The following is a 24,433-nucleotide window of genomic DNA, read 5'->3' as shown; positions in this document are numbered from 1 at the left end:
AAGGGGCGAGCGGCGCTTCGAACACCGTCATACCGCGAGGCAGGTACGCCAGGGCCGGAGGCCGCGGGTCCGCCCTAGGCCTCTCCATCAACGAACCGTCGAATTGCGTCGGCGGCAGCCAGAGCTCCGCCTGTGTCGGCGCCGTAACTGAATACGACCTCGTTCTTGGGTAGTCGAAGCTCGCCGCCAGGCAAGTCGCGAACAGCGTCGACGAGCCGGTTCGACGCGACGACCAATTGACCGCTGTTCTGGAATAGACTCGCCTGCTGCCGCTTGCCGGGGTACGTCCAGCGGATGTAGGTGCTCTTGGGAGGCGTAGAGGGCGTCCACCCCGTTGCGAGCAACTCATCGTGAACGGAACGCGCAGATTCGGATCCTGAGTAGCGCACGAAGCGACTCAACATCGCCGCGACTGCGTCGTCGGGAGTTCTTCTGATCCCGTCGCGCGCAAGATTCGCCTCAAGACTGTCTATGACCTTCTCTTGCGTGGGGAGATCAGCCTCGCTCACGATTTGTTCGAGAGTGTGAAGCGCTGCCCTTCCTACGCTGACCTCGTTGTTTCCTACCTTGAAACGGGTTGGGACGACGCCAAAGGTGGCGCAGATCAGGAATGCTCCGGCCACGATGAAGAGCGCGGCGGTGCCGAGCTCGTTCGTGGTCTCGAAGACGGCAAAGGCTCCGCCGACGGCGGCGGCTAGTCCTATCGCGCCCGCGACCACACGTTGTCCGAGCGGAGCCACATCGCCCACCGGTTGGCGTCCAGCATTCTCAGGTGCATTCACCCTTAAGAGGATGCCTTATGGGCATGGGTCTGACACCTCTGACCTGCGGTGTTCGGCTCGTTGTAGATCGAGACGGATGCGCTTTTCGGACGTCTACTGAGGCGGTCTCCGGAGACCATGTGCGCAAAGCGCAGGCAGCCAGCGCGCGCAAGCCCGTAGGTGGCCGAAGTGGTGGTTCACTACCCGTATGAATTCTGCGTGGTTGGCGATAGTGGGCACCCTGGCGGGCGCGAGCCTGACGTTCCTGTTCCAACGGATCAACGCATCGAGGGCGGAGGAGGCCGCTCGTGCCGAGCGTCTGCGCGAACGCCGAATCGCGGCCTATGCAAGCTTCGCAGAGAAACTTATGGAGTGGCGTAGAACGCAAGTCATTCGCTCCTCTATCCCGCTTCAGTCGGTGCAACCATCGATCCCAGAAGTCGACGCCGTCAAGGACGAGAACCGCCGTGCGCGAGCCGCCGCCTGGACCGCCTTCTATCAGGTGAAGTTGGTCGTCGACGACTCGGATTTGGATGATCTTGCGCGGGCCGCCCTCGAGGCAACCCGGAACATGAAGAGAGCCAAGACCAAACGCGACATCAACGCCGCCGGAGACGAAGTGCGTGCCCGTCTGGAAGGGTTTCTAATCCCGGCAGCGGCTCAGATCATCGCGTGAGCGGCCGCCTTGGCTCTGTCGCTCCGAACCCACATCCCGGCGCGGAGTTTCGAGGACGCTTGCCCCACCCGCGTCACTTCGCCGCGGACGTGTGTGAAGGTCCGCAGCGTTGGGTAGATTGGCTTGCGATGTAGGGGCCTTGGCGCAACTGGTAGCGCACTGCGGTTGCAACGCAGGGTTGCGGTTTCGAATCCCGCAGGCCCCACGTGGTGTCGCCACGACTGCCCCGATACATCAGCCTCTCGGACGCTGCGCAGGTGTTAGCGGTGTCCGAGAAGACCATCCGTCGCTTCATCGCGAGCGGGGAACTACCGGGCTACACGCTCGGCAAGCGTGGCCCCGGGAGCGGTCGCCCGATCAGGGTGCGTCTGGAGGATGTCGAGGCACTCCTGCGACGCATCCCGACCGCAGGCGACGACCGTCCGTCGTGACGGATGCCCGTGCTATGACGGAGTTTTGCGAGGGGCGGCGCAGCGTCCGACGCGTCATGCAACGTTCCGTGCAACGAAGTGCCCGGAATCTCGTTGCATTCACATGCTCTTCGATGCCGTCACGATCGGTCGAACCGAGCGCTGACCTGCGATAACGTGTACCTCAACGCTTCTCGATGCACCCGGATCCGGGGTTCATAGCGTCCATGTCCCAGAGCACGGCGGCCGGGAGGGGCAAGGGAGTGCCGGCGACCTCGTCGCCACGGCCACGGTGTGATGCCACGCTGACCGAGTCTAGGAGCATCCCGGGGCGTCGACGTCGGCGCCCACGCAGCGGGCGGTGCTGGCCAAGCGGCCTCCACCACCGGTAGACAGAGGGCGGCTCGGGAGCGTCCCGAGGCTCCGACATCTCGGGAGTGTCCCTTGGTCGCCCTCCACACCGCCATCGCTATCGTCCTGGTCGTCGCCCTCATCATCAAGGTGCGCATCGATCCGGTGATCTCGCTGATCCTCGGCTCGCTCTACCTCGGGCTGGCCAGCGGCGTGGGCTTCGCCGGCACCGTGGAGGCGATCACGACCGGGTTCGGCGGCATCATGGCCGAGGTCGGCCTGCTCATCGGGTTCGGCGTCCTCATCGGGGCCCTGCTGCACTCCACGGGCGCCTTCCGCCGTCTCGTCGGGCTGCTCGTGCAGCGGGTCGGGGCGGGTCGGCTGCCGTACGCGCTCACGTCGATGCTCGCCGTCGTGATGCCGTCGATCTACGTCGACGTGCAGGTCGTCCTGGCCGCCCCGGTCGCGCGGTCCGCGTCGCCGTTCATCGGCCGGATCGGGCTGCCGGTGCTCGCGTCGGCGCTGGGCTGCGGCATCTTCGCGGGCTACGTCTTCGTCATCCCGGGCCTGGCCGCGATCTCGATCGCGGGGCTCCTCGACATCAGGCTGGGCGACTGGCTCGTCTGGGGCGTGGTCATCGGGCTGGTGACCGCTCTGGTCTCGACGCTGCTGATGCGCCTGCTCTTCAGCGCCGGTGGCTTCTGGAACCCCGAGACCGACGAGGAGGTCGACGAGGCCATGGTCGAGCAGGAGGCCGCCGACCGCGCCTACCTGACCGGCGAGGTCGACTCGTCGGAGGAGGCGCTCGCGCGGACCGAGGCGTCCGCGAGCGCGTCCGAGGCCGAGGAGGGCGTACGCCGCCTCCCGCTGCTGGTGCTGATGCTGCCGATCCTCGTGCCGCTACTGCTCATCGCGTTCGGCGCGTTCGCCGAGCTGGGCGGCTGGTCGACCGCGTTCATCGCGTTCCTCGGCGACGCCAACGTCGCGCTGTTCATCGGCCTGCTGGGCGCGTACGCCCTCTCGCGCGCGTCAGCCGGTCAGGACCGCACCAGTGAGGCGATGGAGGATGGCTTCCACACCACCGGCGAGATCCTGCTGATCACCGGGGTCGGCGGCTCGCTGGGCGCGGTCATCGAGGCGACCGGGCTGGACCAGGTGCTCGGCGACCTCTTCCAGGCCGACGAGGGTGCGCCGGTCGTGCTGAGCATCCTGCTGGCGTGGTTCATCGCCGCGGTGCTGCACCTCGCGATCGGGTCGGTGTCGGTCGCCGCGATCACCGCTGCCGGCATCATCGCGCCGATCCTCGACTCCCTGACGATCTCCCCCATCGCCATCGGCCTCGCGATCGCCTCGGGCGCCATGTTCGCGCTGCAGGTCAACAGCAACTTCTTCTGGATGTTCAAGTCGCTGCTCGGCCTGTCGACCAAGGGCACGCTCAAGACCCTCACGCTCGTCACGTCCGTGGCGTCGGTCGTCTCGCTGCCGCTGGTGATGGCCGCCGCCGTGGTGCTCTAGGCGTGCCCCGGGCGGACACCGCGCCGCTCAGTCCTCGGGGTCGTAGCCCAGGTTGGGCGAGAGCCACCGCTCGGCCTCGGCGAGGCTCCAGCCCTTGCGGTCGGCGTAGTCGGCGACCTGGTCGCGCGCGAGCCGGCCAACCACGAAGTACTGCGACTGGGGGTGCGAGTAGTAGAACCCGCTGACCGATGCCCCCGGCCACATCGCCATCGACTCGGTGAGCTGGATGCCGGTGTGCGCCTCGACGTCGAGGAGCTCCCACAGGGTGCGCTTCTCGGTGTGCTCGGGGCACGCGGGGTAGCCGGGCGCGGGCCGGATGCCGTCGTACTGCTCCTTGATGAGCCCGACGTTGTCGAGGTCCTCGTCGGGCGCGTAGCCCCACAGCTCGGTGCGCACCCGCTCGTGCAGCCACTCGGCGAAGGCCTCCGCGAGGCGGTCGGCGAGGGACTCCAGCAGGATGGCGTTGTAGTCGTCGAGGTCCTCGCGGAACGCGGCCACGCGCTCTTGGACGCCGTCCCCGGCCGTGACCGCGAAGGCGCCGACGTGGTCGCGCAGCCCGGTCTCCTTGGGCGCGACGTAGTCGGCGAGCGAGCGGTTGGGCACGCCCTCGCGGTGCTCGCCCTGCTGGCGCAGGTGGTGGAGCCGCGCGCGCACCTCGCTGCGCTCGCTGTCGCGGTAGAGCTCGACGTCGTCACCGACGGCGTTCGCCGGGAAGAAGCCGACGACACCGTGGGCCCGGATCCACTTCTCCTCGATGGCCTGGTCGAGCATGGCCTGGGCGTCGTCGTAGAGCTTGCGCGCGGCCGGGCCGGAGCTCGGGTTGTTGAGAATGTCGGGGAACGAGCCCTTCATCTCCCACGCGTTGAAGAACGGCTGCCAGTCGATGTAGCGACGCAGGACCGTGAGGTCCTGGTCGCGCAGCACGCGGACGGGCTCACCGCCGCCCTCCAGCATCCGCGGCGCCGGCGACTCGTAGCCGGTCCAGTCGACCGGGGTCGCGTTGGCCCGTGCCCTCTCCAGCGTCGTCATCGGACGGTCGTGCTTGGCGGCGTGGCGCTTGCGCAGCGCGTCGAAGTCGGTCTTCACGTCGGCGAGGAGCTTCTCGCGACCCGTCGGGTGGAGCAGCGCTGCGGCGGTCGGCACCGACCGGGAGGCGTCCTTCACCCACACGACGGGGCCGTCGTACTTCTGGTCGATCTTGACCGCGGTGTGGGCGCGCGAGGTGGTGGCGCCACCGATCAGCAGCGGCAGGTCGAGGCCCAGGCGCTGCATCTCCGAGGCGAAGTTGACCATCTCGTCCAGCGACGGCGTGATCAGCCCGGAGAGCCCGATGATGTCGGCGCCGACCTCGGTCGCGGTGTCGAGGATCTTCTGGGCGGGGACCATCACGCCGAGGTCGATGACCTCGTAGTTGTTGCACTGGAGGACCACGCCGACGATGTTCTTCCCGATGTCGTGGACGTCGCCCTTCACGGTCGCCATCACGATCGTGCCGTTGGTGTCCTTCTGGGCCGCCAGCGCCGGGTCCTTGGCCTTCTCCTCCTCGATGAAGGGGATGAGGTAGGCGACGGCCTTCTTCATGACCCGCGCGCTCTTGACCACCTGGGGCAGGAACATCTTGCCGGCGCCGAACAGGTCGCCGACGACGTTCATCCCGTCCATCAGCGGGCCCTCGATGACCTCGATGGGCCGACCGCCGCTCGCGGCGATCTCGGCGCGCAGTGCCTCGGTGTCGTCCTCGACGTGCTGGTCGATGCCCTTCACCAGCGCGTGCGTGATCCGCTCGCGCAGTGGCAGGGCGCGCCACTCGTCCTGGGCCTGCTCCGCCTCGTCGGCGGCGACGTTGAAGCGCTCGGCGATCTCGAGCAGCCGCTCGGCTGCATCGGGACGGCGGTTGAGCACGACGTCCTCGATGCGCTCGCGCAGCTCCGGGTCGACCTCGTCGTAGACCACGAGGGCGCCGGCGTTGACGATGCCCATGTCGAGGCCGGCGCGGATCGCGTGGAAGAGGAATACGGCGTGGATCGCCTCGCGCACCGGGTTGTTGCCGCGGAACGAGAAGGAGACGTTGGAGATCCCGCCGCTGACCTTCGCGCCGGGCAGGTTCTGCTTGATCCAGCGGGTCGCCTCGATGAAGTCCTCGCCGTAGGAGGCGTGCTCCTCGATGCCCGTCGCCACGGCGAACACGTTGGGGTCGAAGATGATGTCCTCGGGCGGGAAGCCGACCTCGTCGACCAGGATGCGGTACGCCCGCTCGCAGATCGCCTTGCGCCGCTCGAGGCTGTCGGCCTGGCCGTCCTCGTCGAACGCCATCACGACCACCGCGGCGCCGTACTTGCGGCACAGGCGGGCGTGCCGGCGGAACGCCTCCTCGCCCTCCTTCATCGAGATGGAGTTGACGATCGCCTTGCCCTGGACGCACTTGAGGCCGGCCTCGATGACCTCCCACTTCGAGGAGTCGACCATCACCGGCACCCGGCTGATGTCGGGCTCGGAGGCGATGAGCTTGAGGAAGCGGTCCATCGCGGCGACGCCGTCGATCATGCCCTCGTCCATGTTGACGTCGATGACCTGGGCACCGGCCTCGACCTGCTGGGCGGCGACGCCGAGCGCGGTGTCGTAGTCCCCGTCCTTGATCAGCGTGCGGAAGCGGGCCGAGCCGGTGATGTTGGTGCGCTCGCCGACGTTGACGAAGAGGCTCTCCTCGGTGATGGTCAGCGGCTCGAGGCCCGAGAGCCGCATCACCGGCTGGTGCTCGACGGGCTCCCGGCGGGCCTTGCCGCCGACCGCGCGGGCGATCGCCTCGATGTGGTCCGGCGTGGTGCCGCAGCAGCCGCCGACGAGGTTGAGGAAGCCGGCCTCGGCGAACTCCTCGAGCACCGCCGCCGTCTGCTCGGGCGTCTCGTCGTACTCGCCGAACGCGTTGGGCAGGCCGGCGTTGGGGTAGACGCTGACGAACGAGTCGGCGAGCCGCGAGAGCTCCGCGACGTAGGGGCGCATGTCGCGCGCGCCCAGCGCGCAGTTGAGCCCGACCGCCAGCGGACGCGCGTGGCGTACGGAGTCCCAGAAGGCCTCGGTCACCTGCCCGGACAGAGTGCGGCCCGAGGCGTCGGTGATCGTGCCGGAGATGATCACCGGCCAGCGACGGTCCTGCTCCTCGAAGAGCGTCTCGACGGCGAAGATCGCGGCCTTGGCGTTGAGCGTGTCGAAGATGGTCTCGATCACCAGCAGGTCCGCCCCGCCGTCCACCAGCCCGCGGGCCGCAACCAGGTACGCCTCGGCCAGCTCGTCGAAGGACACGTTGCGGGCACCGGGGTCGTTGACGTCGGGCGAGATCGAGGCCGTACGCGTGGTCGGCCCGAGCGCGCCGGCGACCCAGCGCGGCCAGTCGTCGGTGGCGACGGCGTCGGCGGCCCGCCGGGCCAGCCGGGCGGAGGCGTGGTTGAGCTCGTACGCCAGGTGCTCGAGGCCGTAGTCGGCGAGCGAGACGGCGTTGGCGTTGAAGGTGTTGGTCTCGATGACGTCCGCGCCGGCGGCGAGGTACTCCTCGTGGATCGTGCGGATGATCTCCGGCTGCGTGAGCGTGAGCAGGTCGTTGTTGCCGACGAGGTCGCTCGGGTGGTCGGCGAAGCGCTCGCCGCGGTAGCCGGCCTCGTCCGGGCGGTCCCGCTGGATCGCCGTCCCCATCGCGCCGTCGAGCACCATGATCCGTTCGGCGAGGATCGCCGACAGGGCGTCGGTGGCGTCGGGACGGTGCTGGGGCTCCACGGGTGGGTGGCTCCTCTCGGGCGGCGGTGAGTGCCAGCCTAGGAACGTCGTCCGGCATGCGGACTGGGTTCCCACATGGTGGCACCCGGCGCGTCGGCCGACGAAATCACGGCAGGTCGCTGGGGGATGCGTCCTAGGCTGGGCAGGTGATCGAGTTCGACGACGTGCAGGACCTGGTCTCCCCCGTGGTGATCGCGGCGTTCGAGGGATGGAACGACGCCGCCGACGCGGCCTCCGGGCTGGTCGACCACCTGATGGAGCAGTGGAAGGCCGAGGTCATCGGCGCGGTGGATCCCGAGGAGTTCTACGACTTCCAGGTCAACCGACCGGTCATCGGCACCGACGTCAACGGCCACCGGCGCCTCACCTGGCCCACCACGCGCATCGCCGTCGCCCGTCCGCCGGAGCTGGACCGTGACGTGATCCTGGTCCGCGGCATCGAGCCCAACATGAAGTGGCGCCAGTTCTGCGCCGAGCTCCTCGCCGCCTGCGACGACCTCGGGGCCGAGCTCGTCGTGACCCTGGGCGCGCTGCTGGCCGACACCCCGCACACCCGACCGATCCCGGTGACCGGCACCGCCAGCGAGCCCGAGCTGGTCGACCGGCTCGAGGTCGAGGAGTCGACCTACGAGGGACCCACGGGCATCGTCGGCGTCTTCAACGACGCGTGCACCCAGCTCGACATCCCCGCCGTGTCCTACTGGGCCGCGGTCCCCCACTACGTCGCCCAGCCGCCCTGCCCCAAGGCCACCCTCGCGCTGCTCGGCCAGCTCGAGGAGCTGCTGCAGGCCCCGATGCCGATCGGCGACCTCGCCGAGGACGCCCGCGCCTGGGAGCGCGGGGTCGACGAGCTGGCCGCCGAGGACGAGGACGTCGCCGACTACGTCCGCGCGCTCGAGGAGACCCGGGACACCGCCGACCTGCCCGAGGCCTCCGGCGAGGCCATCGCGCGGGAGTTCGAGCGGTACCTCAAGCGGCGCGACACCGACTGAGCGGGCTGGAGGCCATTCCCTTGGCATCATGAGCGGCCATATGTCCGCTCATGATGCGGAATTCCGTGCGACGAGCGGCCACATCGGATCATGAGTCGGATGGGCCGGCCACATCGGGTCATGAGCGTCCATATGTGCGCTCATGTGGGGATGTTCCGACCGCCCACCGGGCAAGCGGTGCGTGACGCACGTTTCCGACTCGCAGAACGTGTCTCACGCACCGCCCGGCGGCGCGTCGTACGCCGACACGCGGGCCAGCGGTGAGTGAGCCACACAAGCGGCCCGCAGGATGTGGCTCACGCACCGCCCAACCCGGCGAGCGGTGTGTGACGCACGTTTTCAGCCCGCAGGACGTGCCTCACGCACCGCCCCCGGGAGGGCGTACGTCAGAGCGACAGGCCGAGGGCCGCGTCGAGGAGGCGGTGCACGGCCGCCGCGGCGTCGGCGTCCGAGGTGTCGGCGAGGCCGGTCGTGCCGAGGGTCGCGTCGACCCACTCCTGCACCGCGGCGACGGCCGTGGGGGCGTCGAGGTCGTCGGCGAGGGCGTCGAGCACGGCGGTGACGACCGGGGTGGCGGGCGCACCCGCGCCGAGCGCGAGGGCGCGGCGCCAGGAGGCGAGGGTGTCGACGGCGTCCCAGAGCTGGTCGTCGGTCCACTCCCAGTCGCTGCGGTAGTGGTGGCGCAGCAGCACGAGCCGGATCGCCATCGGGTCGACCTCGCTCATCCGCAGCGCGGAGACGAAGACCAGGTTGCCCTTGGACTTCGACATCTTCTCGCCGTCGTAGGCGACCATGCCGGCATGGGCGTACCCCCGGGCGAACCGCTCGCCGGGGTGCGCGACCTGCGCCTCCCCCGCGGACATCTCGTGGTGGGGGAAGACCAGGTCGCTGCCGCCACCCTGGACGTCGAAGGCGGTGCCGAGGTGGTCGAGCGCGATCGCGGAGCACTCGATGTGCCAGCCGGGGCGACCGGGGCCCCACGGGCTGTCCCACGCGGGCTCGCCGGGACGCTCGGCCCGCCACAGCAGGCAGTCGAGCGCGTCCTTCTTGCCCTCGCGATCGGGGTCGCCGCCGCGCTGCGGGAAGATCTCGAGCATCTCCTCGCGGGACAGGCCGCTGACGGAGCCGAAGGCGTCGTCGGCGGTCACGGAGAAGTAGAGGTCGTCGTCGACCGTGTAGACCGCGCCCGCCTCGTCGAGGCGCTCGATCAGGGTGATCACCTGCGGGATCGACTCGACGGCACCGATGTAGTGCGCGGGCGGGAGCACGCGCAGCGCCTCCATGTCGTCGCGGAAGAGCTGGGTCTCCCGCTCGGCCAGCTCCGCCCAGTCGACCTTGACCTTCTCGGCGCGCTCGAGCAGGGGGTCGTCGACGTCGGTGACGTTCTGGACGTAGGTGACCTCGTGGCCGGCGTTGCGCCACGCCCGGTGCAGCAGGTCGAAGGCGACGTAGGTGGCCGCGTGGCCCATGTGGGTCGCGTCGTAGGGCGTGATGCCGCAGACGTACATCCGCGCGGGCCCCTCGGGCCGCGTCTGGACGACCGCCCCGCTCGCGGTGTCGTGCAGCCGCACGGCCGGGCCCGTCACGGGCAGGGGGGGAACGTCGGGGGACGACCAGGCACGCATGTGGCGCAGCCTATCGGCCGGGTCCCACGGAGCCGCGGATCGCCCTCGGTCCACGTCGTCGGCCCGTTCCTCGCCCGACGACTGCCGGTCTCAGAAGGGCGGCCAGGGGATGACGGGGTACGCCGAGGTGGCGGGAGGCGGGAACGTCCCGTCGGACAGCAGGCGCGCGAGACGCCGCTGGGTGACCGCCACCTCGTCCTCGGTCAGCATCCCGGCGAGGAGGGCGCCGAGGTCCCCGTGCAGCACCGTGCCGAGCCGCCGCAGGCCCGCGGCCTCGTCGTCGGTGATCGGCTCCCCGACGAAGCCCCACAGCACCGTGCGCAGCTTGTGCTCGACGTGGAACGCGAGCCCGTGGTCGACGCCGTGGCGGTGCCCGCCGGGCATCGGCAGCACGTGCCCGCCCTTGCGGTCGGCGTTGTTGACCACGACGTCGAAGAGCGCCATCCGCCGCAGCTCCGGCGAGTCCTCGTGGACCAGGGACACCGGCTGGTCGTGGGCGTCGAGGCCGTCGAAGACGTGGCGGTAGCCCGGGGGCACCTGCCCCTCCCCCACGATGTCGACGGGCGCCTGGTCCTCGTCCTCCTCGCGCCAGAGCTGGACCATCCCCGGCCCGTGGGGACCGTCGCCCAGGATCGTCGGCGGCACGACGTCCCAGCCCAGCGCCTCCGAGACGGCGTACGACCCCACCTCGCGCGCGGCGAGGGTGCCGTCGGGGAAGTCCCAGAGCGGCCGCTCCCCCGCGATCGGCTTGTAGACGACCTTGACCCCGTCGATCTCGCCGACGAAGGTCGCGTTGGAGGCGGGCAGGACGCGCCCGTGCAGCGTGAGGTCCCCGACCGGGAACCCCGCAGGACGGTCAGGGATCACGGCGCCGGAAGCCGTTGGCCCGCACGCAGAGGTGGCCGTCGGGGTCGATCGGCTCCCCGCAGAACGGGCAGTCGGGGCGGCCGGCGCCGATGACGTTGAGGGACCGCTCGACGAACGAGCGGGCTGCGGCGGCGGTGATCCGGACCAGGAAGATCTCCTCGGGCTCCGGCTCGAGGAGGTCCTCGAGGTCCTCCTGCAGCTGCTCGGGCGACACGACGGCCGCCTCGGTGAAGGGGAAGACCTCGATCACGACCCGCTCGTCGGCGCCGTCCCACGACAGGGTCATCGTGCCCGCGCGGAACTCCTCCTCGATCGGCTGCTCGAGCGGCTGGCTGTCGGCGAGGTCGCGGGGGGCGATGGCCGGGATCAGGACGTCGCCGCCGGCGGCGCGCATGAGCTCGTCGAGCAGCTCGTCGATGCGCTCGGCGAGGGCCTGCACCTGCTGCTTCTCCAGCGACACGCTCACCAGCCGCGCACCCTCGCGGGCCTGCAGGAAGAAGGTGCGCTGGCCGGGCTCGCCCACGGTGCCGGCGACGAAGCGCTCGGGTGGGTCGAAGCGGTGCACGACGGGCATGTCACTCACCCTAGGACCCCGTTGTCTGGGGGCTCGTCCCAGGCCCCGCGCCGCCACCGACCGCCGCGTCCGAGGACGCCCGCCGCGACCGGGCCGTCTTCTTCGCGGGCGGGGTGAGCCACGCGAGGTCGCCGGCATGGGTGTTGGTGCCCAGGACGAACGGCCGGGACTCGGTGTAGCGGACCACCGAGACCGAGGCCGGGTCGACGTGGATGCGCTGGAAGAGGTCGAGGTGCGTGCCGAGCGCGTCGGCGAGGATCGACTTGATGACGTCGCCGTGGCTCACCGCCAGCCAGACGGCGTCCTCGCCGTGCTCGGCGGCGACGCGCGCGTCGTGGCGACGGATGGCTGCCACCGCCCGGTCCTGCATGGCCCGCATCGACTCGCCGCCGGGGAAGGTCGCCGCCGACGGCTGGGCCTGGACGGTCCTCCAGAGCTTCTCCTTGGCGAGCTCCTTGAGCGGGCGACCCTGCCAGTCGCCGTAGTCGCACTCGGAGAGCTGCTTGTCGGTGCTCGCCCGCATCGGCGTCGGCTGGCGCGACGTGATCTCACGGCACGTCTCCCGGCACCGCTCGAGAGGGCTCGTCACCGCGGCGGACAGGCGTACGCCCGCCAACCGGTCGCCGACGGCCGCGGCCTGCTGCACGCCTGCGTCGTCGAGGTGGACGCCGGGCAGCCGGCCGGCCAGGACTCCGGTCGCGTTGGCCGTCGAGCGGCCGTGTCGCACGAGGATCACGGTGGGCACGACAGCGACACTACCGAGCACGCGGGCACTAGCCTGAGCGCGTGATCGTCGACAACGCCCTCTACCACCGGGGCAAGCGGGTCCCGCTCGGCGACGGAGACGACCAGAGCCTCGGCAGCGCGCGCGTGCCCTGCGACCCGGGCGACTTCCAGTGGATCGGCATCCACGACCCGAGCCCCGAGGAGCTCGAGCTCATCGCAGGCACCTTCGACCTGCACCCCCTCGCCGTCGAGGACGCGGGCGACTCCCACCAGCGACCCAAGGTCGACCGCTACGGCGACACGCTCTTCGTCGTGCTCAAGACGCTCTGGTACGTCGACGAGCAGGACGCCGTGGAGACCGGTGAGATCAACATGTTCGTCGGCCACGACTTCGTCGTCACGGTGCGCCACGGCCAGGGCATCGACCTGTCGGGCGCCAGGCGTGACCTCGAGCAGCGCGCGCAGGTCCTCGAGCACGGGCCGATGGGGGTGCTCTACGCGATCTGCGACCGCGTGGTCGACGAGTACGAGAAGGTCGGCGCCGCCCTCGAGGTCGACGTCGACGAGGTGGAGGAGTCGGTCTTCTCCCCCGCCCGCACCGACGACTCCTCGCGGATCTACGTCCTCAAGCGCGAGATCGCCGAGGTGCGCCGGGCGGTGCTGCCGCTGCGCGAGCCGATGCGGAAGTTCGCCATGGGGGTGCACCCCGACATCTCGGCGGAGAACGCGACCTACTTCCGCGACGTGGCCGACCACCTGCAGCGGGTCTCCGAGGTCATCGACAACCTCGACGGCCTGCTGTCCACCGCCTTCGACGCCCACCTCGCGCGCATCTCGGTCCAGCAGAACGAGGACATGCGCAAGATCTCGGCCGGCGCCGCGATCGTCGTCGTCCCCACCCTCATCGCGGGCGTCTACGGGATGAACTTCGACACGATGCCCGAGCTGCACTGGACCTACGGCTACCCCTACGCCCTCGCGCTCATGGCCGGTGTGGGCTATGCCCTCTACCTGTTCTTCAAGAGGTCCGGGTGGCTCTGACCCCACCGGCGCCGGCCTCCCCGAGCGCGTGGCGGGTCGTGTGGTGGTTCGGCCTCGTCAGCCTGGCTGCCGACATGGTCTACGAGGGTGCCCGCTCGGTGTACGGCCCGCTGCTGGCCGCGCTGGGCGCCTCGGCGCTCGTCGTCGGCCTCGTCACCGGCGCGGGCGAGGCGGTCGCCCTGGTGCTGCGGCTGGCCTTCGGCCCGATCGCGGACCGGTCCGGTCGCTACTGGACGCTGACCATCGTCGGCTACGGGCTGACCGCCGTGTGCGTCCCCCTGCTCTGGCTGGCCCCCCGGCTCGGCGCGGCGGGACTGGCCTTCGCCGCGACGATGATCCTGCTCGAACGCCTCGGCAAGGCCGTGCGGTCGCCGTCGAAGTCGGCGCTGCTCGCGCACGTGGCCTCCGCGGTCGGCCGCGGGCGCGGCTTCGGCGTCCACAAGGCGCTCGACCAGGTCGGCGCGTTCGCCGGCCCCCTCGTCGTCGCTGCCGTGGTGGCCTCGGCCTCGATCTGGGCGGGGATGGCGGTCCTGGCGGTGCCCGGGGCGGTGGCGATGGTGCTGCTCCTCGCCCTGCGCCGTCGGGTCCCGGACCCCGCCGCGTACGACGCCGCCCCCACCCCGGAGCGCGCGGCCGACGCCCGTGGCTGGTGGGCGGAGTCCGTCGGCGCCGGGCTGTCCGGCGACTTCTTCCGCTACGCCGTCGCCGCCTCCCTCACCACCGGGGCGCTCGTGACGTTCGGGATCATCGGCTACCACGTGACGGTCGACGGGATCCTCCCGGTCGCGGCGGTGCCGGTGCTGTACGCCGCCGCGATGGGCGTCGAGGCCGTCGCGGCGCTGGTGGTGGGCTCGGTCTACGACCGCACCGGCGCCCGCGTCCTGCTCGTCGTGCCCGTCCTGGTGGCGCTCGTGCCCGCCCTGGCCCTCGGGTCGGCCCTCGTCGCGGTGCTCGCCGGTGTCGTGGCGTGGGGCGTCGCGCAGGGCGTTCAGGACTCCACGGTCAAGGCGGTCGTGGCGGACCTCGTCGAGGCGCCACGTCGCGCGACGGCGTACGGCGTGTTCGCCGGCATCCAGGGCCTGCTGGCGATCGTCGGCGGCGTGACGGCCGGGTGGCTCTACGAGCGGTCGCTGGTCGCGCTGGTGGTCGTCGTCGCGCTCACCCAGGCGGTGGCGCTGGCGTTGCTGGCCGACACGCTGGGCGGCGGCACCGTCAGGCGGTCAGCACGCCGGCGCCGAGCAGGATGAGCGTGCCCGCGCCGAGCAGGATGCGGTAGACGACGAACGGGGTGTAGGAGCGCGTGCTGACGTAGCGCAGCAGCCACGCGATCGCGGCGTAGCCGACGACGAAGGACACCACCGTCGCGGTGATCGTGGGCCCCCACCCGAAGTCGTTGTGGCCGTGCGGGATCTCCTTGAGCTCGAACAGCCCCGCGCCGACGACGGCCGGGATGGCGAGCAGGAAGGCGAACCTGGTCGCGGCCTCCCGCTCGAAGCCGAGGAACCGGCCCATCGAGATCGTCGCGCCCGAGCGGGAGACCCCCGGGATCAGCGCGAGCGCCTGGGCGGCGCCCATCAGCACGGCGTCCTTCAGCGTGAGCTTGCCCAGCGGCCGGTCCGTGCGTCCGACCCGGTCGGCGATGCCCAGCACGATGCCCATCACGATCAGCGTGCACCCGATGATCCAGAGGTTGCGGAAGTCGCGCTCGATGACGTCCTTGAGCAGCACGCCCAGGACGACGATCGGGAGTGAGCCGACGATGATGAACCAGCCCATCCGCGCGTCGAACGTGCCGCGGTACTCGGCCTGGATGAGCGAGCGCACCCACGCGCTGCCGATGCGCCAGATGTCCTTGCGGAAGTAGATGAGCACCGCGAGCTCCGTGCCGATCTGGATGACGGCCGTGAACGCAGCGCCCGGGTCACCCCAGCCGAACAGCTCGGGGAAGATCCGCAGGTGGGCGCTGCTCGAGATCGGCAGGAACTCGGTGAGTCCCTGGATGACGCCGAGGACCACGGCCTTCAGGAGATCGATCACGAGGCGTCAGCCTACGGGCGCGTCCCTCCGGCGAACGTGCAGGGCGCGTGGCTACGCTCACCTGCATGCAGCAGCGTTCCCTCGGCGCGACCGGTCTCAAGGTCTCGCGGCTCGGCCTCGGCACCATGACGTGGGGGCGTGACACCGACGAGCACGAGGCGCGCGACCAGCTGGTCGCGTTCGCCGAGGCGGGCGGCACCCTCGTCGACACGGCGGCTGGCTACGGCGACGGGGCGAGCGAGGAGCTCATCGGCACCCTGATCGGCGACGTGGTCGCCCGGGACGAGGTCGTCCTGGCCACCAAGGCCGGCATCTCCCGCCGCACGGGCGAACGCGTCACCGACACCTCGCGGGGCACCCTGCTCACCACGCTCGACGCGTCGCTCGAGCGGCTCGGCGTCGACCACGTCGACCTGTGGCAGGTCCACGTCTGGACCGACGAGACGCCGCTGGAGGAGACGCTGCACGCACTCGACCTCGCCGTCTCGTCCGGGCGCGCCTCCTACGTCGGGATCTCCAACTACACCGGGTGGCAGACCGCGCAGGCGGCGACGTGGCAGCGCGCGGTCCCGATGCGTACGCCCCTCGCGTCGACCCAGGTCGAGTACTCCCTGCTCAACCGCCAGGTCGAGCACGAGGTGCTGCCGGCCGCCCAGGCCCTCGGCCTCGGGGTGCTGCCGTGGTCGCCCCTCGGCCGCGGCGTCCTCACCGGGAAGTACCGCTCGGGGACCCCATCGGACTCCCGCGCGGCCAGCGAGCACTTCGCCCGCTTCGTCGGCACCTACCTCGACGAGCGCGGCCGCGGGATCGTCGAGGCGGTGGCCCGCGCCGCCGACGGCCTCGGCTGGTCCCCGCTCGAGGTCTCCCTCGTGTGGGTGCGCGACCGGCCGGGGATCACGGCCCCCATCGTCGGGGCACGCACCGCCGCCCAGCTCGGTGGTGCCCTCGGCATCGAGGAGCTCACCCTGCCCCCCGAGATCGTCGACGCCCTCGACGACGTCTCCGCCGACTGACCCGACGGTCCCACCCGACCAGCAGCCCATGAGAGGAGTCACATGGCCCGGATCCAGCGCCGCCCGCCCGGCCGCGGTGTCGAGTGGGAGTTCGAGACGCTCGTGCTGCCCAAGGACTTCTCCCGCAACGTGGTGACCCGGGTGCTCGTCGAGCGCGCCGAGCACGGCGGGTGGGAGCTCGACCGGCTCCGCATCGGCAACGACGGCAAGCGGCGGGTGGTCCTGCGCCGCAAGATCATCCGCCAGCGGCTCACGCTCTTCGCCGGCTGACCCGTCCGCTCACGCCGCACGAGGTCGACGGCCCCGCCAGCGCCGAGCCGGAGCTGCGCAGCCAGCAGGTCGGCGACCGCGGTCTGCACTGAGCCCGGGGGCTACCAGCCCTGGGTGCCGGGGGCTCCCTTGAACGGCCCGACGACCCGCGACGTGATCCACCCGCCGTAGAAGCTGCCGGGCTGCGGCTCGACGACCTCGCCGTCGACCGTGCAGCGGTCGACCCTGCCGGGGTAGAGCGCGACGTGGTCGAGGAGCGCCTCGAAGCCCTTGCTCGGCGTGGGGTAGGTCCATGCCACCGCAGGCAGCACCTCGTCCCCGACGACGAGGTCGTAGTAGGCGGCCTGTCCCTTCCACTCGCACCAGGACGCACCCTGGCCCGGGCGCAGCACGCCGGCGGCGAACGACGACGCGGGCAGGTAGTAGGTCGGCGGGTGACTGGTCTCCAGCACCCGGAGGCTCGCGGTGGTGTCGGCGAGGACCACACCGGCGTGGGTGACCACGACGTGCTCGGTGCTCGGGTCGACGCGCGGAGGGCGGGGGTAGTCCCACACGGACTCGGTCATGCCGCCAATCTACGGACCGGTCCCTACGACGGCGGATCCTGCAGACGGCGCTGCGACTTCTCGTGGCCCGGCGGGTACGGACGCCACTCTCCGGGCGTGCCCGGGTGCTCGCGGAGGCTCTCCCGCGCCGCACGCAGGTCGGTCTCCTCCAGCAGGCGCGAGGGGCTCTGGGGTGTCTGGCTCGGCTCGAGGTCGTACAGGTGGTGGACGAGGTACGGCGCCTGGTCCGCCTGGGCGAGGGCGAGGGCGCGCAGCAGGTGCTGGGCGGCGCCGTCGAAGGAGCCGTACGGGACCCTCACCAGGTCCTCCCACTCCCGCTCCGTCATCACGACCTCGACCCGCTGTCGGCCGATGCGCACGCGGATGCGTCCCGGCGTCGACGCGTCGACCTCCCCCACGGTCCCGAGCAGGGTGAGCAGGCGCTCCCACGGCCGGGCGTGGCGCGGCATCAGCCCAGCGCCGCCTCGGCCCGCGCCCTGAGCTCGCGCACCATCGCGTCCGGGTCGTCGGCGGAGTAGACGGCGCTCCCGGCGACGAAGACGTCCGCGCCCGCCTCGGCGCAGCGCTCGATGGTCTCGAGGGACACTCCCCCGTCGACCTGGATCCAGGTCTGGACGTCGTGCCTGCGCACCAGCTCGCGGGCCGTGCGGATCTTGGGCAGGCACAGGTCGAGGAACTTCTGCCCCCCGAAGCCCGGCTCGACCGTCATGATCAGCACCATGTCGAGCTCGGGCAGCAGCGCCTCGTAGGGCTCGATGGGGGTCGCCGGCTTGAGCGCCATGGACGCCCGGGCGCCCTGGGCGCGGATCTCCCGCGCGAGGCGTACGGGGGCCTTCGCCGCCTCGGCGTGGAACGTGACCGACCCGCAGCCCGCCTCGGCGTACGCCGGTGCCCACCTGTCGGCGTCCTCGATCATCAGGTGGGCGTCGATCGGCTGCGACACGTGTCCGCGGAGCGCCTCGATCATCGGCAGTCCGAGCGTGAGGTTGGGGACGAAGTGGTTGTCCATCACGTCGACGTGCACCCAGTCGGCGCTGGGGATGCGCGCGATCTCGTCGGCGAGGTGCGAGAGGTCGGCGTTGAGGATGCTCGGCGTGATCTGGATGCCCACGGCACGATCCTAGGGAGTCGGGGTGCCGTCCATCCGCGCGGCACGGCTCGTCGTCGGCACGACGACGTGCAGGGCGTTGCGGTCCACCTCGAACTTAGCGGTCGTCGTGGCCGCGATCTCGCCGTCCAGGTTGACCGGCAGGGGCTCGTCGGTGACGAGGCGCAGCCGGCGGGTGGTGACGTGGTGGACGCGCTCGTGCTCGACCAGGTGCCCGGTGCGCAGCAGGCGGGCGACCGACACGTGGTCGCGCAGGCGGCCCTGCTCGACGGCGTACACGTCGAGCAGGTGGTCGTCGATGGAGGCGTCCGGCGCGACGGTGAGCCCGCCGCCGTAGTGCCGGCCGTTGCCCACCGCGACCTGCATGAGGTCGCGCAGCTCGAGGACCCGGCCGTCGTCGAGCTCGAGCCGTGCTGCGAACGGCCGGTGCGAGCGGTACGCCGCGATCGTCGCGGCGGGGTAGGCGAAGCGCCCCAGCCGCCGCTTGAGGCCGGGGGTGAGGCGCTGCGTCACCGCCACCGAAAGCCCGACCGAGGCCACGTTGAGGTACGCCCGTCCGTCGACGCGGCCGAGGTCGACGTCCACGACCCTGCCGGTCGCGAGGGTGTCGACCGCAGCGACCAGGTTCGACGGGATCTCCAACGTCCGGGCGAAGTCGTTGGCGGTGCCGAGCGGCAGGACGCCCAGGGTCGTACGCGTGTGGGCCACCGTCGCGGCCGCGTACCCGATCGTGCCGTCGCCGCCACCGACGACGAGCAGGTCGGGCGCGTGGGCCATCACGTCGTCGAGCGCCCGCCGGAGCTCCGGTCCCCCGCTGACCGCGTGCACGCGCACCTCGTCCGCGACGCCCCGCAGCGCCTGCCCGACGAGCGGCAGGGCGTGGGCCCCGCGACGCGCGGCGGTGTTGACGACGACGGCCACGCGATCGGTGCGGGGGCGGCTGGCGATGTCCTCGGGCATGCCGTCGAGGCTACGAGCCCCACGTGAGAGGACGGTGAGGACGACCTGTGCGGGGGCTGTGCACCCGCGCCGGGCTCAGGCGGTCGCGCCGTCCTGCACCGCGCTGTTGCGGCGCGAGTAGCCCCAGAGGAGCCCCAGCGCCGCCGCCAAGGGTCCGAGGAGCGGCACGAAGTTCAGGATCAGGACCGCGATCGCTCCGAAGGTGCGCATCACGCCCCTCGAGACGAGGCGGAACGCCACCAGGGTGCACACCACTCCGAGCACCACGGTGAGGAGCAGCAGCCACTCGGCGGCGACCGGTAGGACGGGGCTTGCGGAGACGGCGGCAGGGTTCACCCGTCGATCCTAGGCGGACCCGGGCGGTGCGCGCAGCGTCGCGATGGTCCGCATCAGAATTCATGCTGAGGGCCGGGTCCAACCTGATTTTCGATGCGGACCACACCGGAAGCGGCGCCGGGCCGGGCGTGCGCCGCGGCAGTCAGTCCTCGTCCGGCTCGGGCGGGGTGTCGGCGCCTTCGGCCTCGTCGCGCGCGGCCCACTCGAGGAGGGGGGCGATGTCGAAGGGGTGGTCGTCGATGGCGGCGTGCAGGTCGCCGATCTCGGCGAAGCGGGCGGGCATCGTGGCGATCGTGAAGTCGTCCGGCTCGCAGTGGTCGACCTCGTCCCAGCGGATCGGGGCGGAGACGCGGGCGCGGGGGACGCCGCGGACGGAGTAGGCCGCCGCGATCGTGTGGTCGCGGGCGTTCTGGTTGTAGTCCACGAACAGCTGGTCCGGGTCGCGGTCCTTGCGCCACCACGCGGTGGTGACGTCTCCCCCGCTGCGACGCTCGACCTCGCGCGCGAACGCGAGCGCGCCGCGGCGTACGTCCTGGAACCCGTGGTCGGGCGGGATCCGGACGTAGACGTGCAGCCCGGAGCCACCGCTGGTCTTGGGGAAGCCGACGGCGCCCAGCTCGTCGAGGACCTCGTGCGCGACGTGCGCCACGCGCTGGACGGTGTCCCACCCGCAGTCCGGGCCGGGGTCGAGGTCGATGCGCCACTCGTCGGGCTTCTCGGTGTCGGCGCGGCGGCTGTTCCACGGGTGGAACTCCACCGTCGACATCTGGACGGCCCAGATCACGCTGGCGAGCTCGGTGACGCACAGCTCGTCGGCGGTGCGCTTCCAGCGCGGGAAGAACAGCTGGACCGTCTCGACCCACTCGGGAGCGCCGGCGGGGAGGCGCTTCTGGTGGACCTTGTCGCCGGCCAGGCCCTTGGGGAAGCGGTGCAGCATGCAGGGCCGCTCGCGGAGTGCGTTGACGATGCCGTCGCCGACGGCGAGGTAGTACTCGACCAGGTCGAGCTTGGTCGCCCCGGTCTCGGGGAAGTAGACCCGGTCGGGGTTGGTGACCTTGACGACGCGGTCGTCGACCTCGATCTCGATGAACGGCGACGCCATGCGCCGAGCCTAGCCGCGCGGGCTACTGCTGCGCCGGAGCCTCGGACTGGTCGGGCTGGCCGGACTGGCCGGACTGGTTGGACTGGTCGGGCTGGGCAGGCTGCGTGGCCGTCACGGTGACCGTCTGGGACCAGCCCTCGTCGGCGTACTGGCCCTCCGGGCGGTGCCAGCGGAACTCGGTGGTCTCCGCGACCGGCACGGACACCCGCGCGACACCGTCGCGACCGGCCAGGACGGGCCTGCCGACCGGGGACCACCCGGCGCCGGGCACCCGCTGCTCGAGGACGAGGGAGTCGCCGGTGAGGCGGCCGGCGCCGTCGGTGACCCGGCCGGTGATCTCGACCTCGTCGCCCACCGCGACCTGCTGCCTGCCGGCGGCGATCGTGCTGGTCAGGGTGACCCCCTCGAAGTCGAGCGTCGTCCCGGACGACCGCACCGCGTCGAGGTTGAAGGCCTTCCCGTCGCAGCCGAGGCCCGTGACCACGAAGCCGGCGCCGTCGCCGTGCTCGGCGGCGAACGCAGCCGGGGTGGCGGTGCCGGCGGCGTCGAGGGCGGCGCCGGTCGCGAGGTCGACCAGCGTCCAGGTGTAGGTCAGTTCGGACGCGGAGACCTGCTGCCACGACCCGGCCGGGACGGAGACGGTCGCACGGCCGCGCCAGGCCGTGCCGACGGGACTGGCCTGCGTGACCGCCAGGATCCAGGACACGCCCCGGCCGCCGCCGGTCGCGGCCACGGACACCGAGGCGTCGACGTCGGCCAGCGACTCGATGGTGGCGTACGGACCCGCGGCGCTGCCGCCCGCGGCCGGCACCAGGCCGAGCGAGCGGCGCCCGAGCGGGGCGGCGTACGGGCCGAGGTTGATCCGGGACTGCGGCGCCACGGCGCTGCCGAACAGGTCGTCGCAGCGGACGTAGGTGAGGTAGACGTCGTCGTCACCGGTGGCGGGCCCCGACACGGTCCGCGAGCCGGCAGCGCCGGCCGGGCCCGCCAGCAGGCCGAGCGACATCGTCGTGGCGGCCACGACCCCAAGAAGACTTCGCACGTGCATGTGTTCCCAGCTCCCCGTGACGCCGAGCACCCCTCCGGTGCGCGGCGCTGGACCCCATCATGCTCGGCCGTGCACGCGTTGGGAACAGCCGACGCGCACCGGACGCGGGGAGGTCGCCGGAGATTCACCTGTCTGGGTGACGGACCGACCCACCGGCGGCCCGTCGGTGCCGCTGGCTACGGTGTCGCCATGCCGTGGCGGGGTGAGGACATCACGCGACACCCCGTGCGTCGCGTCGAGGCGCGTCGTGGCCACGAGCTGGCTCCTCGGGGCTATCCCGCGTCCATCCCCGCGGTCGCCCAGGTCCTCGCCGAGGGCCTCGACCTCGGTCCCGGGGTGACCTTCCTGGTCGGGGAGAACGGCTCGGGCAAGTCGACCCTCGTCGAGGCGGTGGCGACCGCGTACGGCCTGTCCCCGGAGGGCGGGAGCACCCACAGCCGGCACTCCACCCGGGCCACCGAGTCGCCCCTCGGTGACGCGCTCCAGCTGGTGCGCGGTGCGGGGGCGAGCAGGTGGGGCTTCTTCCTGCGTGCCGAGACGATGCACGGGTGGTACTCCTACCTGGAGGACCACCCCGCCGGCCGCGACCCGGACCCGGCCTTCCACGAGATGAGCCACGGCGAGTCGTTCCTCGCGGTGCTGGAGTCGAGGTTCACCGGGCCGGGGTTCTTCTGCCTCGACGAGCCGGAGGCGGCGCTCTCGTTCTCCTCCACCCTGGGGCTCGTCGCCGCGCTGCAGCGCGTGGTCGCCCGCAGGGGGCAGGTGCTCTGCGCCACCCACTCCCCCGTCCTCGCCGCGATGCCCGGCGCCCGCATCCTCGAGGTCGGACCGTGGGGGCTGCGCGAGTCGGCGTGGGAGGACCTCGAGGTCGTCGACCACTGGCGCCGCTACCTCGCGGAGCCGTGGGCCTACCTGCGGCACCTCGAGGACGACTGAGCCCGGTCTCAGCCCTCGCGGCGGAGCGTCGCGGCGAACATCGCGTCGGTGCCGTCGCGGTGCGGCCACAGCTGCAGGCGGTCGACCTCGACGGTGTCTGCGCGCCTGGCGAGCACCGCCTGCACCACCTCGGTCGTCTCGGCGAGGAGCGGCGAGCACGTGGCGTAGACCACGACGCCGCCCGGACGTACGGACTCCAGGGCCACGTCGAGCAGCACCTGCTGGAGGGCGACGAGCTGGCCGAGGTCACCGGGAGCGCGGCGCCAGCGTGCCTCCGGACGGCGTCGCAGGGCGCCGAGACCGGTGCAGGCCGCGTCGACCAGGACGCGGTCGAAGACGCCGGGCACCCACGCCGGTCGCATCCCGTCACCGGCGAGGACGTGCGCGACGCCGGCGGGGACGGCCCGCAGCGCGGACGCGACGAGCGCGGCACGGTGGGGCTGGCGCTCGTTGGCCACGAGGGTGGCTCCTCGCTGGGCGGCGATCGCCGCGAGGAGGGCCGCCTTGCCGCCGGGGCCGGCGCAGAGGTCGAGCCACGTCTCGTCGCGTCCCTCGAGCACCGCATCGGCCAGGGCGAGCGCGACGAGCTGGGACCCCTCGTCCTGGACGCCGGCCCGTCCCTCGGCGACGGCGGGGACGCTCCCGGGGTCGCCACCGGTCAGCACGACGCCGTGGGGCGAGCGTGGCGTACGGCTGCCGCCGGCCGCCTCGAGCTCCGCGACGCTCGCGAGGCCGGGGCGGGCGACGAGGGTGACCCGGGGGGCGGCGTTGTCGGCCGCGAGGAGGTCCTCGAGCTCGTCGTCGGCCCCGAGTGCGTCGGCGAGAGCGTCGACGACCCACCGCGGGTGTGACTGTGCGACGGCGAGGTGCCCGTGGAGGTCGGACGCGCGACCAGGCGCGACGTCGTCGATCCAGTCCTGCACGCCACGTCGGCTGATGGCGCGGAGGACGGCGTTGACGAGCCCCGCCGGCCCCTGACCGACGCTGGCCCGGACGAGGTCGACGCTCGTCGAGATCGCCGCGTGGTCGGGCACCCGCATGGACAGCAGCTGGTGGGCGCCGAGGCGCAGGACGTCGCGCACCTCCGGCTGGAGCCGCGGCTTGGTGAGGCAGGCGTCGATCACGGGGTCGTAGAGGCCCTGCATCCTGATCGCGCCCGAGGCGAGCTCCGTGGCCAGGCCTGCGTCGCGGCCCTCGAGCCGGTGCTTGCGGAGGACCTGCGGGAGGACGAGGTTGGCGTACGCGCCGTCGGCGCGGACGGCGGTGAGGACGTCGAGCGCCGCACGCCGCGGCCGGTCGACCGGTCGGCGGCGCTCACTCACCGAGGTGCTCCCGGACCAGCTTCCTCGGTGCCTTGGTGGCCCACGCGTCGGTGATGACCTCGACGAGCTCCTGCCGGCTGATCTCGCCGAGCCGGGAGAGCCGCACCAGGACGGCGGCGTGGCCGTCGAAGTGGTCGATGGTGAAGAACGGGGTCGACCCGTCCTCGACCAGCGCGTGCTTCTCCACCTCGGTCGGGGTGGTGATGACCACCAGGTCGTCGTACATCTCCCCGGTGTCGGGATCGACCGCCGTCTTGTGCGGAGCGCGGTAGAGGACGAAGCCCTTGCCCTTGTCCCCGCGCGGCACCTTCCACGTGGGCCGGTCGCCCCACGACGTGCCGAGCTCGGTCTCCGGCAGGGAGCCGCAGATCTCGTCGACGTCCTCGGGGCGCGCGGGACGGGTGCCGGACCGGGAGGTGCTCACCGGAC

25 protein-coding genes and 1 tRNA gene are annotated in these 24,433 nt (G+C 71.8%); 10 read left to right on the top strand and 16 right to left on the bottom strand.

All coding sequences use genetic code 11. The features are described from left to right. Positions 1 to 74 precede the first annotated feature (74 nt). A complete protein-coding gene (locus F4692_RS15620; RefSeq protein ID WP_179620637.1) occupies positions 75 to 782 on the bottom strand; it encodes a hypothetical protein in 708 nt (235 codons plus the stop codon). A 211-nt stretch (positions 783 to 993) separates the two neighbouring features. Between F4692_RS15620 and F4692_RS15615 the strand changes: the two genes are divergently transcribed. From F4692_RS15615 to F4692_RS15600, 4 genes are all read left to right on the top strand, one after another. After that, positions 994 to 1,437, top strand: a complete 444-nt coding sequence (locus F4692_RS15615; protein WP_179620636.1) for a hypothetical protein — start codon at positions 994 to 996, stop codon at positions 1,435 to 1,437. Between the two features lie 133 nt (positions 1,438 to 1,570). After that, a tRNA-Ala gene (locus F4692_RS15610) sits at positions 1,571 to 1,642 on the top strand. A 1-nt stretch (position 1,643) separates the two neighbouring features. Further along, positions 1,644 to 1,868 carry a helix-turn-helix domain-containing protein gene (locus F4692_RS21960; protein ID WP_374757303.1) on the top strand — a complete coding sequence of 75 codons (225 nt, stop codon included), beginning with the start codon at positions 1,644 to 1,646 and terminating at the stop codon, positions 1,866 to 1,868. A 423-nt stretch (positions 1,869 to 2,291) separates the two neighbouring features. After that, complete coding sequence (locus F4692_RS15600; protein ID WP_179620635.1) at positions 2,292 to 3,713, top strand: GntP family permease; 1,422 nt, start codon at positions 2,292 to 2,294, stop codon at positions 3,711 to 3,713. Positions 3,714 to 3,740: 27 nt separating this feature from the next. Here the strand turns inward: F4692_RS15600 and metH are convergent, their stop codons facing one another. Then, on the bottom strand, positions 3,741 to 7,418 hold the full coding sequence (metH, locus tag F4692_RS15595) for a methionine synthase (protein WP_218858679.1): 3,678 nt from the start codon (positions 7,416 to 7,418) through the stop codon (positions 3,741 to 3,743). Between the two features lie 209 nt (positions 7,419 to 7,627). On the opposite strand from metH, the gene F4692_RS15590 reads away from it, so the two are divergent. Continuing rightward, entirely contained in the window at positions 7,628 to 8,473 is an 846-nt protein-coding gene (locus tag F4692_RS15590) for a PAC2 family protein (protein ID WP_179620633.1), read from the top strand. A 386-nt stretch (positions 8,474 to 8,859) separates the two neighbouring features. On the opposite strand, the gene mshC is transcribed toward F4692_RS15590, so the two are convergent. From mshC to F4692_RS15570, 4 genes are all read right to left on the bottom strand, one after another. Next, the gene (mshC, locus tag F4692_RS15585) at positions 8,860 to 10,098 is read right to left on the bottom strand and encodes a cysteine--1-D-myo-inosityl 2-amino-2-deoxy-alpha-D-glucopyranoside ligase (RefSeq protein ID WP_179620632.1); all 1,239 of its coding nucleotides are present in this window, start codon (positions 10,096 to 10,098) and stop codon (positions 8,860 to 8,862) included. A gap of 90 nt (positions 10,099 to 10,188) precedes the next feature. Then, positions 10,189 to 10,965 carry an SCO1664 family protein gene (locus tag F4692_RS15580; protein ID WP_308645341.1) on the bottom strand — a complete coding sequence of 259 codons (777 nt, stop codon included), beginning with the start codon at positions 10,963 to 10,965 and terminating at the stop codon, positions 10,189 to 10,191. Further along, entirely contained in the window at positions 10,955 to 11,539 is a 585-nt protein-coding gene (locus tag F4692_RS15575; RefSeq protein WP_179620631.1) for a DUF3090 domain-containing protein, read from the bottom strand. Before F4692_RS15575 ends, F4692_RS15580 begins: the two co-directional genes overlap by 11 nt. A gap of 10 nt (positions 11,540 to 11,549) precedes the next feature. Further along, complete coding sequence (locus F4692_RS15570; RefSeq protein WP_179620630.1) at positions 11,550 to 12,284, bottom strand: histidine phosphatase family protein; 735 nt, start codon at positions 12,282 to 12,284, stop codon at positions 11,550 to 11,552. Between the two features lie 41 nt (positions 12,285 to 12,325). Here F4692_RS15570 and corA point away from each other — a divergent pair, with 41 nt between their 5' ends. Both corA and F4692_RS15560 read left to right on the top strand, forming a co-directional pair. Continuing rightward, complete coding sequence (corA, locus tag F4692_RS15565) at positions 12,326 to 13,306, top strand: magnesium/cobalt transporter CorA (protein ID WP_179620629.1); 981 nt, start codon at positions 12,326 to 12,328, stop codon at positions 13,304 to 13,306. Then, a complete protein-coding gene (locus F4692_RS15560; RefSeq protein ID WP_308645340.1) occupies positions 13,297 to 14,553 on the top strand; it encodes an MFS transporter in 1,257 nt (418 codons plus the stop codon). The genes corA and F4692_RS15560 overlap by 10 nt, the downstream gene beginning before the upstream one ends. Here F4692_RS15560 and F4692_RS15555 read toward each other — a convergent pair. Then, a complete protein-coding gene (locus F4692_RS15555; RefSeq protein WP_179620819.1) occupies positions 14,519 to 15,340 on the bottom strand; it encodes an undecaprenyl-diphosphate phosphatase in 822 nt (273 codons plus the stop codon). The two genes, F4692_RS15560 and F4692_RS15555, sit on opposite strands and share 35 nt — an antisense overlap. Positions 15,341 to 15,408: 68 nt before the next feature. Between F4692_RS15555 and F4692_RS15550 the strand changes: the two genes are divergently transcribed. Together F4692_RS15550 and F4692_RS15545 are read left to right on the top strand one after the other, a co-directional pair. After that, positions 15,409 to 16,356: an aldo/keto reductase gene (locus F4692_RS15550; RefSeq protein WP_179620628.1), complete on the top strand. Its 948-nt coding sequence runs from the start codon at positions 15,409 to 15,411 to the stop codon at positions 16,354 to 16,356. Between the two features lie 42 nt (positions 16,357 to 16,398). Next, entirely contained in the window at positions 16,399 to 16,626 is a 228-nt protein-coding gene (locus F4692_RS15545; protein WP_179620627.1) for a DUF5703 family protein, read from the top strand. A gap of 101 nt (positions 16,627 to 16,727) precedes the next feature. Here the strand turns inward: F4692_RS15545 and F4692_RS15540 are convergent, their stop codons facing one another. From F4692_RS15540 to F4692_RS15510, 7 genes are all read right to left on the bottom strand, one after another. Next, the gene (locus F4692_RS15540) at positions 16,728 to 17,192 is read right to left on the bottom strand and encodes a DUF427 domain-containing protein (RefSeq protein ID WP_179620626.1); all 465 of its coding nucleotides are present in this window, start codon (positions 17,190 to 17,192) and stop codon (positions 16,728 to 16,730) included. A 23-nt stretch (positions 17,193 to 17,215) separates the two neighbouring features. Further along, positions 17,216 to 17,641: a hypothetical protein gene (locus F4692_RS15535; RefSeq protein WP_179620625.1), complete on the bottom strand. Its 426-nt coding sequence runs from the start codon at positions 17,639 to 17,641 to the stop codon at positions 17,216 to 17,218. Beyond that, positions 17,641 to 18,303, bottom strand: a complete 663-nt coding sequence (rpe, locus tag F4692_RS15530) for a ribulose-phosphate 3-epimerase (protein WP_179620624.1) — start codon at positions 18,301 to 18,303, stop codon at positions 17,641 to 17,643. The genes F4692_RS15535 and rpe overlap by 1 nt, the downstream gene beginning before the upstream one ends. 9 nt (positions 18,304 to 18,312) lie before the next feature. Next, positions 18,313 to 19,260: a lipid kinase gene (locus tag F4692_RS15525; protein ID WP_179620623.1), complete on the bottom strand. Its 948-nt coding sequence runs from the start codon at positions 19,258 to 19,260 to the stop codon at positions 18,313 to 18,315. Positions 19,261 to 19,335: 75 nt separating this feature from the next. Next, the gene (locus F4692_RS15520; RefSeq protein WP_179620622.1) at positions 19,336 to 19,596 is read right to left on the bottom strand and encodes a hypothetical protein; all 261 of its coding nucleotides are present in this window, start codon (positions 19,594 to 19,596) and stop codon (positions 19,336 to 19,338) included. Between the two features lie 142 nt (positions 19,597 to 19,738). Next, entirely contained in the window at positions 19,739 to 20,698 is a 960-nt protein-coding gene (ligD, locus tag F4692_RS15515; protein WP_179620621.1) for a non-homologous end-joining DNA ligase, read from the bottom strand. A 22-nt stretch (positions 20,699 to 20,720) separates the two neighbouring features. Next, positions 20,721 to 21,719 (bottom strand): hypothetical protein, encoded by a 999-nt coding sequence (locus F4692_RS15510; RefSeq protein WP_179620620.1) that lies wholly within the window; start codon positions 21,717 to 21,719, stop codon positions 20,721 to 20,723. Positions 21,720 to 21,935: 216 nt separating this feature from the next. On the opposite strand from F4692_RS15510, the gene F4692_RS15505 reads away from it, so the two are divergent. Then, entirely contained in the window at positions 21,936 to 22,682 is a 747-nt protein-coding gene (locus F4692_RS15505; RefSeq protein ID WP_179620619.1) for an AAA family ATPase, read from the top strand. Between the two features lie 8 nt (positions 22,683 to 22,690). Here F4692_RS15505 and F4692_RS21855 read toward each other — a convergent pair whose 3' ends face one another. Together F4692_RS21855 and F4692_RS20715 are read right to left on the bottom strand one after the other, a co-directional pair. Further along, positions 22,691 to 24,004 carry an RsmB/NOP family class I SAM-dependent RNA methyltransferase gene (locus F4692_RS21855; RefSeq protein ID WP_308645338.1) on the bottom strand — a complete coding sequence of 438 codons (1,314 nt, stop codon included), beginning with the start codon at positions 24,002 to 24,004 and terminating at the stop codon, positions 22,691 to 22,693. After that, positions 23,997 to 24,428 (bottom strand): MmcQ/YjbR family DNA-binding protein, encoded by a 432-nt coding sequence (locus F4692_RS20715; protein WP_308645337.1) that lies wholly within the window; start codon positions 24,426 to 24,428, stop codon positions 23,997 to 23,999. Before F4692_RS20715 ends, F4692_RS21855 begins: the two co-directional genes overlap by 8 nt. Positions 24,429 to 24,433: the final 5 nt, after the last annotated feature.

Source organism: Nocardioides cavernae, assembly GCF_013410035.1.
GTDB lineage: Bacteria > Actinomycetota > Actinomycetes > Propionibacteriales > Nocardioidaceae > Nocardioides > Nocardioides cavernae_A.
Note: the sequence above shows the minus strand (reverse complement) of the source record. Positions and strands in the feature narration are given on the sequence as shown.

What these genes read in the sequence shown, in the direction of transcription:
- ligD (WP_179620621.1), bottom strand. Translation starts at nt 20,698, where the DNA reads ATGGCGTCGCCGTTCATCGAGATCGAGGTCGACGACCGCGTCGTCAAG.
- F4692_RS15545 (WP_179620627.1), top strand. Translation starts at nt 16,399, where the DNA reads ATGGCCCGGATCCAGCGCCGCCCGCCCGGCCGCGGTGTCGAGTGGGAG.
- metH (WP_218858679.1), bottom strand. Translation starts at nt 7,418, where the DNA reads ATGGTGCTCGACGGCGCGATGGGGACGGCGATCCAGCGGGACCGCCCG.
- mshC (WP_179620632.1), bottom strand. Translation starts at nt 10,098, where the DNA reads ATGCGTGCCTGGTCGTCCCCCGACGTTCCCCCCCTGCCCGTGACGGGC.
- F4692_RS15535 (WP_179620625.1), bottom strand. Translation starts at nt 17,641, where the DNA reads ATGCCGCGCCACGCCCGGCCGTGGGAGCGCCTGCTCACCCTGCTCGGG.
- F4692_RS15540 (WP_179620626.1), bottom strand. Translation starts at nt 17,192, where the DNA reads ATGACCGAGTCCGTGTGGGACTACCCCCGCCCTCCGCGCGTCGACCCG.
- F4692_RS15550 (WP_179620628.1), top strand. Translation starts at nt 15,409, where the DNA reads ATGCAGCAGCGTTCCCTCGGCGCGACCGGTCTCAAGGTCTCGCGGCTC.
- F4692_RS15575 (WP_179620631.1), bottom strand. Translation starts at nt 11,539, where the DNA reads ATGCCCGTCGTGCACCGCTTCGACCCACCCGAGCGCTTCGTCGCCGGC.
- F4692_RS15525 (WP_179620623.1), bottom strand. Translation starts at nt 19,260, where the DNA reads ATGCCCGAGGACATCGCCAGCCGCCCCCGCACCGATCGCGTGGCCGTC.
- F4692_RS15505 (WP_179620619.1), top strand. Translation starts at nt 21,936, where the DNA reads ATGCCGTGGCGGGGTGAGGACATCACGCGACACCCCGTGCGTCGCGTC.